General features: G+C 40.1%; 15 protein-coding genes and 1 tRNA gene. 6 read left to right on the forward strand and 10 right to left on the reverse strand.

What is annotated here, in order from left to right:
* Positions 1-58: 58 nt before the first annotated feature.
* From BUW93_RS08330 to BUW93_RS08340, 3 genes are all read right to left on the reverse strand, one after another.
* Complete coding sequence (locus BUW93_RS08330) at positions 59-736, reverse strand: response regulator (RefSeq protein WP_081211052.1); 678 nt, start codon at positions 734-736, stop codon at positions 59-61.
* Positions 729-1811, reverse strand: a complete 1083-nt coding sequence (locus BUW93_RS08335; RefSeq protein WP_110688283.1) for a sensor histidine kinase — start codon at positions 1809-1811, stop codon at positions 729-731. Before BUW93_RS08335 ends, BUW93_RS08330 begins: the two co-directional genes overlap by 8 nt.
* Before the next feature lie 423 nt (positions 1812-2234).
* Positions 2235-2308 (reverse strand) — tRNA-Arg (locus BUW93_RS08340).
* Positions 2309-2496: 188 nt separating this feature from the next.
* Here BUW93_RS08340 and BUW93_RS08345 point away from each other — a divergent pair.
* A complete protein-coding gene (locus tag BUW93_RS08345) occupies positions 2497-3468 on the forward strand; it encodes a type I phosphomannose isomerase catalytic subunit (RefSeq protein ID WP_081211056.1) in 972 nt (323 codons plus the stop codon).
* An 82-nt stretch (positions 3469-3550) separates the two neighbouring features.
* On the opposite strand, the gene mgrA is transcribed toward BUW93_RS08345, so the two are convergent.
* From mgrA to BUW93_RS08370, 5 genes are all read right to left on the reverse strand, one after another.
* The gene (gene mgrA / locus BUW93_RS08350; RefSeq protein ID WP_081211058.1) at positions 3551-4546 is read right to left on the reverse strand and encodes an L-glyceraldehyde 3-phosphate reductase; all 996 of its coding nucleotides are present in this window, start codon (positions 4544-4546) and stop codon (positions 3551-3553) included.
* A 15-nt stretch (positions 4547-4561) separates the two neighbouring features.
* Positions 4562-5452, reverse strand: a complete 891-nt coding sequence (locus tag BUW93_RS08355) for a serine hydrolase (protein ID WP_081211059.1) — start codon at positions 5450-5452, stop codon at positions 4562-4564.
* A gap of 60 nt (positions 5453-5512) precedes the next feature.
* Positions 5513-6211 (reverse strand): purine-nucleoside phosphorylase, encoded by a 699-nt coding sequence (gene deoD, locus BUW93_RS08360; RefSeq protein WP_081211060.1) that lies wholly within the window; start codon positions 6209-6211, stop codon positions 5513-5515.
* A 13-nt stretch (positions 6212-6224) separates the two neighbouring features.
* Positions 6225-6863 carry a deoxyribose-phosphate aldolase gene (gene deoC / locus BUW93_RS08365; RefSeq protein WP_081211061.1) on the reverse strand — a complete coding sequence of 213 codons (639 nt, stop codon included), beginning with the start codon at positions 6861-6863 and terminating at the stop codon, positions 6225-6227.
* A gap of 84 nt (positions 6864-6947) precedes the next feature.
* Positions 6948-7175, reverse strand: coding sequence for a hypothetical protein (locus BUW93_RS08370; protein WP_081211062.1), 228 nt, complete (start codon positions 7173-7175; stop codon positions 6948-6950).
* Between the two features lie 255 nt (positions 7176-7430).
* On the opposite strand from BUW93_RS08370, the gene nadA reads away from it, so the two are divergent.
* Together nadA and nadB are read left to right on the forward strand one after the other, a co-directional pair.
* Positions 7431-8378: a quinolinate synthase NadA gene (gene nadA / locus BUW93_RS08375; protein WP_081211063.1), complete on the forward strand. Its 948-nt coding sequence runs from the start codon at positions 7431-7433 to the stop codon at positions 8376-8378.
* Between the two features lie 4 nt (positions 8379-8382).
* Positions 8383-9915 (forward strand): L-aspartate oxidase, encoded by a 1533-nt coding sequence (nadB, locus tag BUW93_RS08380; RefSeq protein WP_081211064.1) that lies wholly within the window; start codon positions 8383-8385, stop codon positions 9913-9915.
* Here nadB and BUW93_RS08385 read toward each other — a convergent pair.
* Positions 9912-10859, reverse strand: a complete 948-nt coding sequence (locus tag BUW93_RS08385; protein ID WP_081211066.1) for a diacylglycerol/lipid kinase family protein — start codon at positions 10857-10859, stop codon at positions 9912-9914. The genes nadB and BUW93_RS08385 overlap by 4 nt on opposite strands.
* Positions 10860-11068: 209 nt before the next feature.
* On the opposite strand from BUW93_RS08385, the gene surE reads away from it, so the two are divergent.
* Positions 11069-11800: a 5'/3'-nucleotidase SurE gene (gene surE / locus BUW93_RS08390; protein ID WP_081211068.1), complete on the forward strand. Its 732-nt coding sequence runs from the start codon at positions 11069-11071 to the stop codon at positions 11798-11800.
* Positions 11801-11854: 54 nt separating this feature from the next.
* Here the strand turns inward: surE and BUW93_RS08395 are convergent, their stop codons facing one another.
* Positions 11855-12352, reverse strand: a complete 498-nt coding sequence (locus BUW93_RS08395) for a nicotinate-nucleotide adenylyltransferase (RefSeq protein WP_081211070.1) — start codon at positions 12350-12352, stop codon at positions 11855-11857.
* 173 nt (positions 12353-12525) lie between these two features.
* On the opposite strand from BUW93_RS08395, the gene BUW93_RS08400 reads away from it, so the two are divergent.
* Positions 12526-13173, forward strand: coding sequence for a PIG-L deacetylase family protein (locus tag BUW93_RS08400; protein WP_081211072.1), 648 nt, complete (start codon positions 12526-12528; stop codon positions 13171-13173).
* A gap of 32 nt (positions 13174-13205) precedes the next feature.
* Positions 13206-14348, forward strand: coding sequence for a glycosyltransferase family 4 protein (locus BUW93_RS08405; RefSeq protein WP_081211074.1), 1143 nt, complete (start codon positions 13206-13208; stop codon positions 14346-14348).
* Position 14349 lies beyond the last annotated feature (1 nt).

The following is a 14349-nucleotide window of genomic DNA, read 5'->3' on the forward strand; positions in this document are numbered from 1 at the left end:
CTTCAACTTATAAGTAGAATATAAATTTTAGTGCGGGGATATAAAGATTTTATAAAGATTACACAAACCGATAACCCACCCCACTTTCCGTAATGATGTGAACAGGGGCATTTGGGTTCTTTTCCAGTTTCTTGCGAAGCTGGGCAATAAAAACCCGTAGGTATTGAGTTTCGTTCTGGGACCCTATTCCCCAAATCTCCTTAAGTATAAACTGGTGGGTAAGCACCCTTCCCTGGTTCTTTGCTAAAAGAGCTATCAAACTGTATTCGGTAGAGGTTAATTTAATAGGTTTTTTATCCCTTTCAACTAATCTTGCTGAAAGATCAATTTCAAGATCCTGTGCCTTTATTCTGGGTTGTAATTCGGTATTCTGGTTACTTCTCAGGGAAGCCCTAATTCGGGCTAAAAGTTCTCCTGTTCTAAAGGGTTTGGTAAGATAATCGGTTGCGCCATTGTCCAGGGCTTTTATAATATCGGCCTCTTTATCCAGCACCGACAAAATTATTACCGATTTCTCATACCATTCCCGAAGCTCCTTTAGAATTATATGACCGTTTCTATCGGGTAAACCCAGGTCAAGGATGATAAGATCTGGAGTGTGATTGGCTGCAAGATGAATACCTTCAGTACCTGTTTCAGCTAAGGTAACCTTATAATCATTGCTTTCCAGGGAGATTTTAAGCAGTTTCCTGATTTGAGGTTCATCATCAATAACAAGTATTTCAGCATTATTCATTTTGATAATTTTTGGGATCAGCCAACGCGACTGGTATTTCTACAGTAAATTTTGCACCACCCGAAGATCGATTTTTTAAATAAATTTTTCCGTTATGAGCTTTGACAAATCCCTGTGCGATAGAAAGACCTAGTCCTGTGCCTCCGGTTACCGAGTTTGGCAATCTATAAAATTTATCAAAAACACGCTTTATTTCATCCTTCGGAAAGCCTTTTCCGTTGTCCTTTATTTCCATTTTTAATATTTCCGCAGTATAGGAAACCTTAATTTCAATGACAGATCCAATGGGAGTATATTGTAGGGCATTGTGCAAAATATTATGCAGTATTTGCTCTACTAAAGCTGCATCAAATTGAAACAAGGGGAGATCATCATTAGGGTAAAAATTAATATGATGGTTTAAAGCATCACCTTTATTATGTTTAATAACACTATAAATCAATTCATTAATATCATACCAATTCAATTGTAATTGGATAAAATCACTTTCCAGCCTACTCATATTAAGCAGATTTTTCACCTGCCTGTTTAACCGATTCCCCGCAATTTCTATTTCACTATACAAGTCTTCCTTATTTTGCTGAGAAAGTTTCTCTGTATTTTCCTTTAGGGTATCAATTGATCCGATAATTGTTGCGATTGGGGTTTTTAATTCGTGTGAAAGTGAATTGAGTAAAGTATTATATAATTCAAGGGTCTTCCCTCGTTCCTTACGCTTTTGTGCAGTGGACTCAGCTTTTCTTATTTTGGTGGTAAAAACTGCATTCATTACGGCAATCATAAAATACATTAAAAAAAATAAGGCATCTGCCGGAGTGCTTATCTTAAAAGTATACTGTGGTTGAATAAAGAAAAAATTCCAGATAAGGGCACTTAAAACAGCTATTGTAACAATTGGAAATATTTCAAAAAACATGGCCAGAATTGAAACAGCAAGCAGCAGAATTAAGGCAACTACATGATATCCAATAAAGTCTATAAACAGATAACAAATAAAGGATACAAAAGTAATAATCCCAATCCCTATAAGGTATTGGGCTGGTTGATTTTCGTTTATCTTTTTATATAACTCCAATAAAGCGTTTATTACCCGGCAAATATAAAAGTAGAAATTTACTCAATATAATCCGGATGGAATTATATGCAATACAATCAAATCCCGGTTAAAATCAGGGGTTTTCCCCTTGAATAAAAATAAATAAAAAGTGCGTACTTGTTACACTGTAGGTTTTTTAACCCAACAGGTTAAAATTAAGGTTAGTAAGAGTTTCCAGGGAGATGTCTCTGGATGCTTAAGTTTTTTCATTATTGGATGGGGAGCAGTGATAAGACAAACTATAGTCTGAAACCTGCTCCTTTTTTTGGATAGAACCTAATTTAAATAAGCCTAAAGGCAATCCTAAGATCTTTCGCCATGCTGTCCTGTTATCCCGGGAGTCTAAAAATACAAAACCCCTTGAGATTCAAGGGGTTTTGTTGTGGTTGATCTCTCAAAAAGTGATCGCGCCAGGATTCGAACCTGGGACCGCCTGCTTAGAAGGCAGGTGCTCTATCCAGCTGAGCTACGCGACCATTGTTTTTGCGGTTGCAAATATAAACCTCTTTGTAAATAAAACAATATTTTTTATTTAAAATTCTTTATTTATATCCTAAGTGAGTTAAGCTTAAAGAATTAGACTTTTAAAGGTTTTCATCCATTTTCTACCATCATTAATATTGACTATATTTACCTTGCTTTTAACCCACCAAAGTAAAAAACCATGTTAGATTATCCGTTGAAGTTCAAACCTATTTTAAAAGAAAAAATTTGGGGGGGCAATAAGCTCAAAACGATTTTAAATAAGGACAGCAGCCTTGAAAATATAGGAGAGAGCTGGGAAATATCGGGGGTTAAAGAAGATGTTTCTTTGGTGGCTAACGGATCTTTAAAAGGAAAATCCCTCATTGACCTGCTGGCAAAATATGAAAGCAAACTGGTGGGGAACCATATCTACGAGCGATTTGGGAATGAATTTCCGCTTCTTATAAAATATATAGATGCCAAAACCGCACTGTCGGTACAGCTGCACCCCAATGACGAGCTGGCACAGCAGCGGCATAATTCTTTTGGAAAAACAGAAATGTGGTACATCATGCAGGCCGACGAGGATGCAAATATCAACATTGGTTTTAAGGAGAATATTTCTAAAGAAGATTATATAAAACACCTGGAAGAAGGGACTATTACTGAGGTACTGAACTTTGAAAAAGTAAAAAAAGGAGATAGTTTCTTTATAAATACCGGAAAAGTGCACGCCATAGGGGCGGGGGTTCTCCTGGCCGAAATACAGCAAACTTCAGATATCACCTACCGTATTTATGACTGGGACAGGGTAGACGATCAGGGAAAGGGAAGAGAGCTTCATACGGCATTGGCCATAGACGCTATAGACTTTGAAAAACGAGACGATTTCAAACTCAGTTATCAGAAGAAAAAAAATCAATCCTCTGAAGTAGCGAGTTGTAAATATTTCACGACCAATTATCTTCCCATAGGGGGAAAGGTAATTAAAGATTACAGTGCTTTGGATTCTTTTGTAATCTATATGTGTGTGAGTGGTAGCGCTGAAATAGCTACCAATGGGTATAGCGAAAAACTCGACCAGGGCGAAAGTCTGCTTATTCCGGCAAAAAATAAAAAAGTAATACTCCAGGCTGAAGATTGTGAATTACTGGAGGTTTTTATCAATTAAAGGGACCAGGATATTTATTAAAAATAAAAAACTGCCCTACGAATGTAATGGGCAGTTTTGTTTTTTCGGAATACCCGAGCTGTTAAAAACCGAGAATCCTGTCGATCGTCTTTAATTCTTCGGGACTAAATTCCAGGTTATGAAGTGCCTTAATATTATCTTCTAATTGGGAAACCCTACTTACGCCTACAAGAACAGAAGTTACCCTCATATCTTTCAGTAACCAGGCAACGGCCATTTGAGCCAGGCTTTGACCACGTTTTTCAGCCAATTTGTTTAATTCCTGTATTTGCTCTACTACTTTGGGGGTTATCTGGGTTTTATCTAAATAAGTTCCTTCAGTAGCCGCACGGCTGTCTTCGGGAATACCATCCAGATATTTTGAGGTTAATATTCCCTGTTCCAGGGGTGAAAAAACAATACTTCCAAGGCCTTCATGTTCCAAAGTGTTCATCAGGCCATTTTCTACCCAGCGGTCCATCATATTATACCGGGGCTGGTGAATAAGGAAAGGGGTGCCCTGTGCCTTAAGGATTTTAGCAGCCCTACTGGTGTCTTTAGCCGAATATTGAGAGATTCCCACATACAGGGCCTTTCCCTGTCTTACGATCTGATCTAAGGCGCCCATCGTTTCCTCCAGTGGCGTATCGGGATCGGGACGGTGATGATAGAAAATATCTACATAATCCAATCCCATTCTCTTTAACGATTGATCAAGGCTGGCGATAAGATATTTTCTTGAACCGAAATTCCCGTATGGCCCCGGCCACATATCCCAGCCGGCTTTGGTAGAAATGATAAGCTCATCTCGATATTTTTTAAAATCTTCAGCAAAGATCTTCCCAAAATTTCTTTCGGCCGAACCATAGGGAGGGCCGTAATTATTAGCCAAATCAAAGTGCGTGATTCCATTATCAAAGGCTGTCCTTAAAATGCTTCGGGCATTGTTCTGGTCAGCTTTGTCCCCGAAATTATGCCATAAACCGAGCGAAAGTAGGGGAAGCATGATCCCGCTTTTTCCGCAGCGACGGTATTGCATTTTTTCGTATCGATTTTCGTTTGCTGTGTAGGTATTCATAATATATTCTTTGAATTAAAAATTATTGACCATAAGATCGTATATCATTTTAGATATGCCTGAAAGCATTTGAGTGCCTTTTTCCATTTCTTTCATATTCTTAGATAGTAACACCAGTACATATTTTCTCCCGTCGGGTAATTCCACGAGTGCAGAATCGTGATGCACGCCGGTAATCCAACCTGTTTTGTTGGCAATTTTCACCTCTTTAGGGAGTAGGGCAGGAATAAGGTCGGTATGTTGCTGAAGCCTCAGGATTTCCAACATCTCCTTATCGGCTTCAGGGTTCACCGCCTGTCCATTGGCAAGAGCTTCAAAAATCAGCATTAGATCATAGGCCGTGGTAGAGTTGCTCAACCCGGCCTCATAGGCCTTCATATCTTCCACACCCCGAAGAACATTTATATCCCGGGCGCCGATTTTTCGCATACTTGCATTAACCTCTTTTGCATCTACCAACTCTATTAAGATATTAGTAGCCAGGTTACTGCTCTGGCTAATCATATCGATCACCAAATCTTTTATACTTATCTTTTTACCAATTTGGCTGTATAAATGTTCTCCACTATCCCGGCCCAGATCAAGTTTGAAACTGCTACCGTCAAAAATGCTTTTAAATTCGTTTTTGATAAGCAGGGAATCATCAAGGGAAAATTTTCCCGCTTCAGCTTGCTTAAAAACTTCGATCATTACCGGAGTTTTCATAGTACTGGCAGCATGAAAATTTTCATGTTCATTGATAAAGATGCTTCCTTTCTCTCCGGAAAGTTCTTTAAAGGCAAGAGCAAAATCTCCCTGACTTTCAGTAAAAATAGAATCTATCTTTTCCTGGAAAATTTGTGTTTTTTGCTGCGGAAAAACAGCCACAGAAATAATTAGAAATAAGAGAAAAAAGGAATACTTCATGCGACAGGGAATTAAAGGCTTCAAGTTAGAAAAAATTCCGCAGAAGTATTCCTGAATAGTTTAAACAGTAGCCAGGGCGATCTCCACCATACGGCTAAAACTTTGTTCGCGGTCTTTAGCTGGTAAATGTTCTCCGGTAACCAGCGAATCTGAAATAGTTAATACCGAAAGCGCTTGTACTTTATGCTTTGCAGCAACAGTATAAAGTCCGGCGGTTTCCATCTCTACACACAAAACCCCGTATTTTGCCCATTTTTCATAGTCCAGGGGGTCGTCTTCATAAAAAACATCAGAAGAAAACACATTTCCGGCACGAAACTTAATCTGGTTTTCTTCAGCATATTTAACAGCCTTCATAAACAGCTCAAAATCTGCGGTAGGCGCAAAATCGGCATGTGGGAATTTGGCACGATTAAAACCAGAATTAGAAGAAGCGGCCATCGCGATAACCACTTCGTTTACTTTCAGGTTCTTTTGATAAGAACCGGCAGAGCCTACTCTGATAAGTTTTTTAGCTCCGTAATCGGTAATAAGTTCATTGCAGTAGATCAAAGCCGAGGGGATCCCCATTCCAGAAGCCTGTACCGAAACTTTTTTCCCTTTATACGTGCCGGTGTAGCCATACATGCCTCTCACCGAATTATAAAGAAAAGCATCTTCGAAAAAGCTTTCGGCGATCCATTTGGCCCGCAGCGGGTCTCCAGGCATTAAAACGGCCTCGGCAATTTCTCCTTTTTTTGCTTGAATATGTACACTCATCTATTTCTGGTATTTAACTTATTAAGGCGACTCCAGATGAAGTTCCAAGGCGGGAAACCCCCAATTTTATATATTTCTGAGCAGTTTTGGTATCCTTGATCCCTCCCGAAGCTTTGATCTGTAATTTATCACCCACCACATCTTTCATAATTTCGATATCTTCGGTTGTGGCACCGCCGGAACCAAAACCTGTGGATGTTTTAACGAAATCGGCTTTGGCGTTTAAGGCAGCACGACAAGCCAGTGTTTTTTCTTCATCGGTAAGAAAACAGGTTTCAATAATAACTTTTAAAACTTTATCTCCAATGGCTTTTTTTATGGCCCCAATTTCTTCTTCAACGAATTTGAGATTTCCGCTTTTCAGCATCCCGATATTTATCACCATATCGATCTCATCGGCGCCTTTTTCAATACAGTTTTCAGCTTCAAAAACTTTTGATGCAGTAGTCGAGGCCCCTAGGGGAAAACCTATTACCGCAGCGATTTTCACCTCGGAATTTTCAACTGCTTTTTTAGCAGTTTCCACATAACATCCATTTACACAAACCGCGTAGAACTGGTGTTGAACGGCTTCTGTACAAAGTTTTTTTATTTCTGACGGTGTTGCTGTGGGTTTAAGTAAGGTATGGTCAATATATTGGTTGAGTTGCATATAAATCAATTAATCTTTACAGCAAATTTAGGGTTTTTATCAAGATGTACAGTATGATTAGAATCAGGTTATATTTTATTTAGCCTACAACTTTTCATTACCTATCGGGTGGTCTTCATACCAGTCGTCAAAGGTTTTGGTGGTTTTATAATTATTAGTAAGTACGCTAAAAACCGTGTAAATTAAAAAGGCCTGGCCAATTACAGTCAGGTAAAATACCAGGGGGAATTGCACATTAAAATAAGACAAAACAGTTACCAGGAGCAGCAGGATACTGGTGATAATAAGCAATATGATAGGCCTGTTTTTCATCTGTTTATAATTTAAATCCCAATTTGGGATCAGGGATAGACTTGTAATCAAGTGCCTGTATGTTGCCCTTTTTGGGTCCAGCAACTTGCTGGTTTCATTTTACCTAAATTTACGAAGAAGGTGGCCATTTCAGTATTAAAGCTTAGCTAAAATAAGCTTAAACATGCGTGAAATAGCCGAAGTTCTTTTCAAATACTGATTAGAATCATAAAAATCCAGTTCCAATGCCTGTAGCTTTGTTTGCAAAATATACTCATGAACGTTTTCAAACCGAATACCGCCGAATTACAGGAGAAGATCAGCTTGCTTAAAATGCGGAAAAATGCCGTGATCCTGGCGCATTATTACCAGGAGCCTGAAATTCAGCAAATAGCAGATTTTGTAGGCGATAGCCTGGAACTGGCTAAAAAAGCGGCTCAATCTGAGGCGGATATAATTGTTTTTGCAGGCGTGCATTTTATGGCCGAAACCGCAAAGATCCTTAATCCTTCCCGGAAGGTTCTTTTACCCGATCTTGAGGCGGGCTGCTCCCTGGCAGATAGTTGCCCACCCGATACTTTTGCTGAATTAAAAGCTAAGAATCCAGATCATGTGGTGGTAACTTATATCAATTGCTCTGCAGAGATCAAGGCTTTAAGCGATATCGTTTGTACTTCCTCAAATGCCGAAAAAGTGATCAATTCTATTCCGCAGGAGAAGGAGATCATTTTCGCACCCGATAAGAATCTGGGAAAATACCTGATGGAAAAAACCGGCAGAAAAATGCTTTTATGGGATGGGGCCTGTATAGTTCACGAGGCTTTCTCTTTAGATAAATTAATTGAGCTTCATAAAGAAAATCCACAGGCAGAGATCATCGCTCATCCCGAATCTGAGGAACATATTCTTAAAACGGCAAAATATATAGGTTCAACCTCGGGAATGCTCAATTACGTCAGGGAAAGTCCGAAGAGCAGCTTTATCGTAGCTACCGAAGCCGGAATTCTCTATGAGATGCAAAAGGAGGTGCCTCATAAAGAATTGATTCCTGCTCCCGCCAAGGAAGATAATTCCTGTGCCTGCAGCGAATGCGCCTTTATGAAAATGAACACCCTGGAGAAACTCTATAAATGTTTATACAATGAAACCCCTGAAATTTTGCTGGAAAAAGATCTCATGGAGCAAGCCGGCAAACCAATAAAACGAATGATGGAATTATCTTAATAAGATGAAAAAAACAAGTGATATTCTCATTATTGGTTCCGGTATCGCGGGACTCTCTTTTGCGATTAAAATTGCCGAAGCCCGGCCCGATCTTTCGGTTTTAATTCTTACCAAAAGTAGCGATGAGGCCGGTAACACCGCCCGGGCGCAGGGGGGCATAGCCGTGGTATTGAATAAACTTAAAGATAGTTTTCATCAGCATATTGAAGATACCATGAAAGCCGGAAAGGGCCTAAGCAACCGCAAGGTTGTAGAGATGGTTGTCTCGCAAGCTCCAGAGCGGCTGGAAGAACTTATTGCCTGGGGCGCCTCTTTTGATAAGAATAAAACCGGCCAACTTGCCCTTGGCCTCGAAGGTGGTCACTCTCAGGCAAGAATAGTTCATCATCGGGATTTAACCGGACTTGAAATGGAAAAAACACTTTTGAAAAAAGTGGCAGTTTTACCTAATATCAGTATTCAGGATCACTATTTTGTTACCGATCTTTTAACGAAAGAGAATAGGGGGCAAACACAATGTATTGGAGCAAAAGCCATCGATAAGAACATCAATAAACATGTTGAGATTCAAGCCAGGATTACGTTTTTAGCTACCGGGGGAAGCGGGATGATCTTCGGGAATACTACCAATCCGTCTGTAGCCACCGCCGATGGTGTCGCTATCGCCCATAGAGCAGGAGCCACGATTAAAGATATGGATTTTATTCAGTTTCACCCCACAGCATTATTTGAAAGCAATAAACATCCCTTATTTCTCATTTCAGAAGCAGTAAGAGGTTTTGGCGCTTATGTGGTGAATACTAGCGGGAAACGCTTTCTATTTAAATATGATTCCCGGGGGGAACTCGCTACCCGGGATATTGTTTCTTCAGCAATCGTAAAGGAACTGGAAGAATCGGGGGAAGAATCTGTGTTTTTGGATTGCAGGCACCTTAACTCGGAGGATTTTCAACAGCACTTTCCAACAATAGTTTCCTATTGTAATTCAGTTGGAATCAAGCCTGAAAGAGAGCTTATCCCTATTGTTCCTGCCGCTCATTATCAATGTGGCGGGATTGAAGTAGATACCAAAGCAAGAACCTCCATCGAAAACCTTTATGCTTCAGGAGAATGTGCTTATACCGGGCTCCATGGGGCCAATCGTTTAGCTTCCAATTCTTTACTGGAAGCTTTGGTTTATTCTCACCAGGCTTTTGAAAATATATCCAGGGAAATAGATCGTTTGCCAGTGGCTGGTAGTGAGGCTGGAGAATCTGAGCCTGCTGTCGTTTCAGGCGATGGCGTTTCTATAGAAGCTAAGCATGGCAGGTTAAATAAATTAATGGGATATGAGGCAGTTCAGGGTACAGATTTGGACTTCAAAAATAAAGTGTTGAAAGAGTTATATAAGTTGAGGAAGGAAGTGGAGGAGGAGTTGCCTTCTATCGCCTTCTACGAACTAAAAAATATGACAGAAGTGGCAATTTTAATTATGGAAAATTCAATATTTCGCCTTAAGAGTTCAGCAAAAAATGAAAAGAAGCTGATCAGTAATTAAGCATCCAATTTGTCTCTTAAGATTTCCATATAGACCGGGCTACTGGTAAAGAATTCCAGGTTTTTGGAATTCATTTTCATCCTGATTTTTTTTCCGTCGTAATCCTCGATAAGGTTATCGTCCACGTGCAGTTGTGATCCCTTCCATTTCATCTTTAGTTTTTTAACCCGTAGCACTTTTACAAAACTTCTAATATCCTGGAATTTTGAATTTCCACTGATAAGACTTTCCACATATGCTACAAAAGCTTCTCTTTTTGCTTCCGGGATAAGTACCAGGTCCAGGAAATTATCTTCAACATTGGCATTTGGGGCAAATTCCAGGTTCGGACCTATATATTTTATATTCATTAGTTCCACAAGAAGGAATCTCCCTTTGATTTTTAAACCATCGGCTTTAATGCTTGCCTTTTGAGCTTTGTAATCTTTCACGATTTCCAGTAGAATTCTTAAGCTACGGTTTAGTTTTTCATCGGGAGTTTCCCCATCCTGGTCTTTTTCTTTCATTTTCCGGATCAACTCCGGGAAAACCCCAAAACCCACCCCTTCCAGGAAGAAATCATCATCGCCTACTCCCTTTAGTTTACCACAGGTGAATTTCTGAAGTTCTTTTTCCTTTTTTGTATATGCTGAATTCAGTTTTTTAGAAATCTCAAGGCTGGTGGCGATGTTATTGGCAGTACCCAGTGGTAAAAGATAAATTGGAATATGCCTGTCGCACATCTCCTTCTCAATGAGGACTGAAGCCAATTTTCGAATCGTCCCATCTCCACCGGCCAGGAAGATCACATCCATTTCATTCTCGATGAAAGATTCCCAGGCTTCATCATCGGTAGATACATAATTGGTTTTAAAACCGGCCATTTTAACCAACTCAATAATTTCTTCTCTGGTATGAGCAGCATTTCCTGCGGTGGGATTATGTATAATTTGAGCTTTCTTCATGTTTCGATCTTTCCTTCAAATTTAAATGACAGCATTAAAGATTCTATGTCACTTAACGATAAGTTATGATTTAAGTTTTAAAGCTTTTAAAATGAAAGCCTTCAGTCTATTAAAATAATGATAATTTTTGATCTCCGGACTTTATAAAGGGAATCAAGCCGTATATATTTTCGTAAATTAAATTTTATAAACCTTAGAAATTTAAAGCTATGAAAATTTTGGTCACTAATGATGATGGTATTTATAGTCCCGGCTTATCCTGTCTGGCCAGGGTAGCCTCAAATTATGGCGAGGTGATTGTGATGGCCCCCGATGTAGAACAATCGTCGATGGGGCAGGCCATTACTTCGGGCAAACCAATTACTTATAAAAATTCACCTATACATTTCGAGGGAATTGAAGCATACCGGGTAAGCGGCACCCCTGCCGATTGTGTGGCCCTTGGCACTCATCTTATGGAAGACATAGATCTGGTGGTTTCAGGAATTAATATAGGCTCCAATATTGGAAATTCGGCCTGGCATTCGGGGACGCTCTCAGCGGCAAGGCAGGCTGTACTTTTTGGAATTCGGGGTATTGCCTTTAGCGTGTCGGTAGGGGATGAAGAACCCGATTTTAATGCTCTTGAGCCTTTCGTAAAAATGGCTTTTGACGAAGTAATCGATAAGGAAGACCGGGAACTTCTGAATATCAATTTCCCACGATATCCCGATGGTGAAATTCTTTGGACCTCGCAATCTGTAAGACATTATGATGGCAAGGTTATCGCAAATAAAGATCCTATGGGAAGGCAACATTACTGGTTTACCGTTGTCCCCATTGAACCTGAAGATGAAGGTTCTGATCGCTGGGCTGTGAAACAGGGAAAAACCAGTATCACACCTATGATTTTGGATTTAACTGATAAAGAATACCTTCAAAGCAGGGAAAAAGCTGGGTGATTTTTGTCCACTTAAATCAAAAAATAAGAGCGGTTTTTGCCGCTCTTATTCCTTCTAAAGGAAATTTCCTTTTTCATCGGTTTTAACCCTCATTCGCTTGTCACCGTTTTCAAGCAGAATTTTATATTTCTTGGTCACTTTACCCGCATCATGATAATTTACCAGGTAAACATCGCCTGCCATATTCCAGTTTGGAAATCGCTGGGCAATTGCCTCTCTTACAGCCTGTGGCAGGGCCACATCTTTAAATTTCTCAGCGGTACGCAATAAATTTCCATCCTCGTCATAAGAAGCCAGGATCTTACCATCAGGAATAAAGAAATTTACGGTATAAAAATCATATTCATCGGCATAGAAATCGGCTTTTCTTACATCATACTCGGCCACCTGCTGCTGCAGTTGCTTCACAGATATGGATGCATCTTCATTCCCGGCTGCATCGAGATATTTATAATTCACGGCAACCAGTTCAATTTCAGGTAATTCTGTGATCTGGGCAAAGGACTGGAAGGTAAATCCAAATACAAACAGCGCTATTAATAACTTTTTCATGATAATAATATTTTAGAATTAACATCTCAATTTATTAACAAATTATACTTCATAAAATGATAAATATCAGGAAGTTATCAGAGGTTTTATTTAAAAATAAATTGTTCCTCTTGATATATATCATTGTTATCCAGAGACTTTGCCGGTAATTTTAATTAACTGATGTTGGAAGTATGAATTCGATCCTAAATATTCCTGGTAAGGAGGTGGCGGTTATCGTGGCGCATCCCGATGATGAAATTCTATGGTGTGGAGGCCTTATTCTTAAATACCCCAAGCATAACTGGTATATTATTTCCCTTTGTAGGAGATCAGACCCCGACAGAGCTCCTAAATTTTACAAGGTGCTGGAATTACTGAAAGCACAGGGAGACATTGGGGATATGGATGATGGTCCGGAACAGTTTTCCCTGGAGGAGGAAGAGGTGAAAAGAATAATTCTTGAACTTTTACCTGCCCAAAGTTTTGATTTGGTGATCACTCACGATCCGGCAGGAGAATATACAAGACATAAGCGTCATGAGGAAACAGGAACTGCGGTTATTAAACTTTGGAATATTAACGCGATAAGGACCATAGAGCTGTGGACCTTTGCGTATGAAGATGGTGGGAAAAAGTACTATCCCAAAGCCATTGAAAGCGCTTCGATTCTCGAGTCACTCCCTGAAGCCATATGGGAAATGAAATTTAAACTTATCACAGAAATCTATGGATTCGAACCCGGTAGTTTTGAAGCTGAGACAACACCGCGAACCGAAGCCTTCTGGAGATTCAAGAAGCCTGAGGAAGGGCTCAAATGGCTGAAAAGATCACAGGCATAAGGCTGTTATTAAGTTTGTTAAACTGAAATTATATGAAAATACTGGTGCTTTATGATTACCCGCCTTCTCCGGGAGGTTTGGCCACCCAGGGAGATTTATTGTATAAGGGGCTTCTCGAATTGGGTATCGAGGCCCATGCGGTACATTTTGAATCGGCGCAGGAAAAAGAGTGGTATTATCGGTGGTTCAAGCCCGATATTGTGGTGGGAGTAGGGTATTGGGGCCATAGCCCTCATCTTATCCTGCATCCGCAGCGTTATGGTATTCAGCCCGTTCCCTGGTTGGTAGCCGATGGGTACATAGCCAATTACCAGGAAATTCTCAATGAATTACCCCTTATTCTGGTTACCTCAAACTGGGTTAAAGAAATGTATGTTCGGGATGGGATCAAGCCCAATAACATTGAAGTACTTCCCGTAGGCTGCGATACAAGCTCTTTTGTTCCATTTGGAAAGAATGATCCCAAAATCCTGGCAGTAAGAGAATCCCTTGGAATTGCTCCAGAGCAGATAATGATACTAACCGTGGGTGGAGATGCGGCCTCAAAAGGAGCACAGGAAGTTATGCAGGCCCTGGCTATAATTGATGCCCAGGCTCCGGATTGGAAATATATTTGCAAAGTTTGGCCCCAACCAAGAACTAAAGCTCAAAACCTTCTCGATCTCGAACTGGCACACCAGCTGGGAATAGAGAAAAACATTCTTTACGCTACTAATACGATCTCCCGCAATTTTATGCCATACTTGATAGGCGCCTGCGATATTTATGCTGCACCTTCAAGGCTGGAAGGTTTTGGAATGCCGCAGGTAGAGGCCGGTGCCTGTGGAAAACCGGTTATCAGCCTGAACGCTATGGGAATGTTAGACACCCTTATTCATAATAAAACTGCATTTTTGGCTAAGGTGGCCAAGCAAAATGTGGTAAGTGAAGTAATATTAGGCAAGGAGTCTGGATTTGAAAAAAACCATAAGATAAACTTTGATTTCCCCCGTACAGTTGATTATCGCGCCGATGTACAGGATATCGCAAAATATCTGCTGCAGTTAATGAATGATGCTGAATTACGCCGAAATATGGGCAAAGCGGCCCGCGAACATGTGGTTAAAAACTTTGACCATAGAATAGTGGCAAAACGATTTGTACAGCTCATTCAGAATAAACTGGGAATCTCTTAAA

Source organism: Salegentibacter sediminis (genome assembly GCF_002078605.1).
In the GTDB taxonomy this organism is placed as follows: domain Bacteria; phylum Bacteroidota; class Bacteroidia; order Flavobacteriales; family Flavobacteriaceae; genus Salegentibacter; species Salegentibacter sediminis.

Coding starts and splice junctions, on each gene's coding strand:
- BUW93_RS08330 (WP_081211052.1), bottom strand. CDS start 736: ATGAATAATGCTGAAATACTTGTTATTGATGATGAACCTCAAATCAGG.
- BUW93_RS08345 (WP_081211056.1), top strand. CDS start 2,497: ATGTTAGATTATCCGTTGAAGTTCAAACCTATTTTAAAAGAAAAAATT.
- mgrA (WP_081211058.1), bottom strand. CDS start 4,546: ATGAATACCTACACAGCAAACGAAAATCGATACGAAAAAATGCAATAC.
- BUW93_RS08355 (WP_081211059.1), bottom strand. CDS start 5,452: ATGAAGTATTCCTTTTTTCTCTTATTTCTAATTATTTCTGTGGCTGTT.
- deoD (WP_081211060.1), bottom strand. CDS start 6,211: ATGAGTGTACATATTCAAGCAAAAAAAGGAGAAATTGCCGAGGCCGTT.
- deoC (WP_081211061.1), bottom strand. CDS start 6,863: ATGCAACTCAACCAATATATTGACCATACCTTACTTAAACCCACAGCA.
- BUW93_RS08370 (WP_081211062.1), bottom strand. CDS start 7,175: ATGAAAAACAGGCCTATCATATTGCTTATTATCACCAGTATCCTGCTG.
- nadA (WP_081211063.1), top strand. CDS start 7,431: ATGAACGTTTTCAAACCGAATACCGCCGAATTACAGGAGAAGATCAGC.
- nadB (WP_081211064.1), top strand. CDS start 8,383: ATGAAAAAAACAAGTGATATTCTCATTATTGGTTCCGGTATCGCGGGA.
- BUW93_RS08385 (WP_081211066.1), bottom strand. CDS start 10,859: ATGAAGAAAGCTCAAATTATACATAATCCCACCGCAGGAAATGCTGCT.
- surE (WP_081211068.1), top strand. CDS start 11,069: ATGAAAATTTTGGTCACTAATGATGATGGTATTTATAGTCCCGGCTTA.
- BUW93_RS08395 (WP_081211070.1), bottom strand. CDS start 12,352: ATGAAAAAGTTATTAATAGCGCTGTTTGTATTTGGATTTACCTTCCAG.
- BUW93_RS08400 (WP_081211072.1), top strand. CDS start 12,526: ATGAATTCGATCCTAAATATTCCTGGTAAGGAGGTGGCGGTTATCGTG.
- BUW93_RS08405 (WP_081211074.1), top strand. CDS start 13,206: ATGAAAATACTGGTGCTTTATGATTACCCGCCTTCTCCGGGAGGTTTG.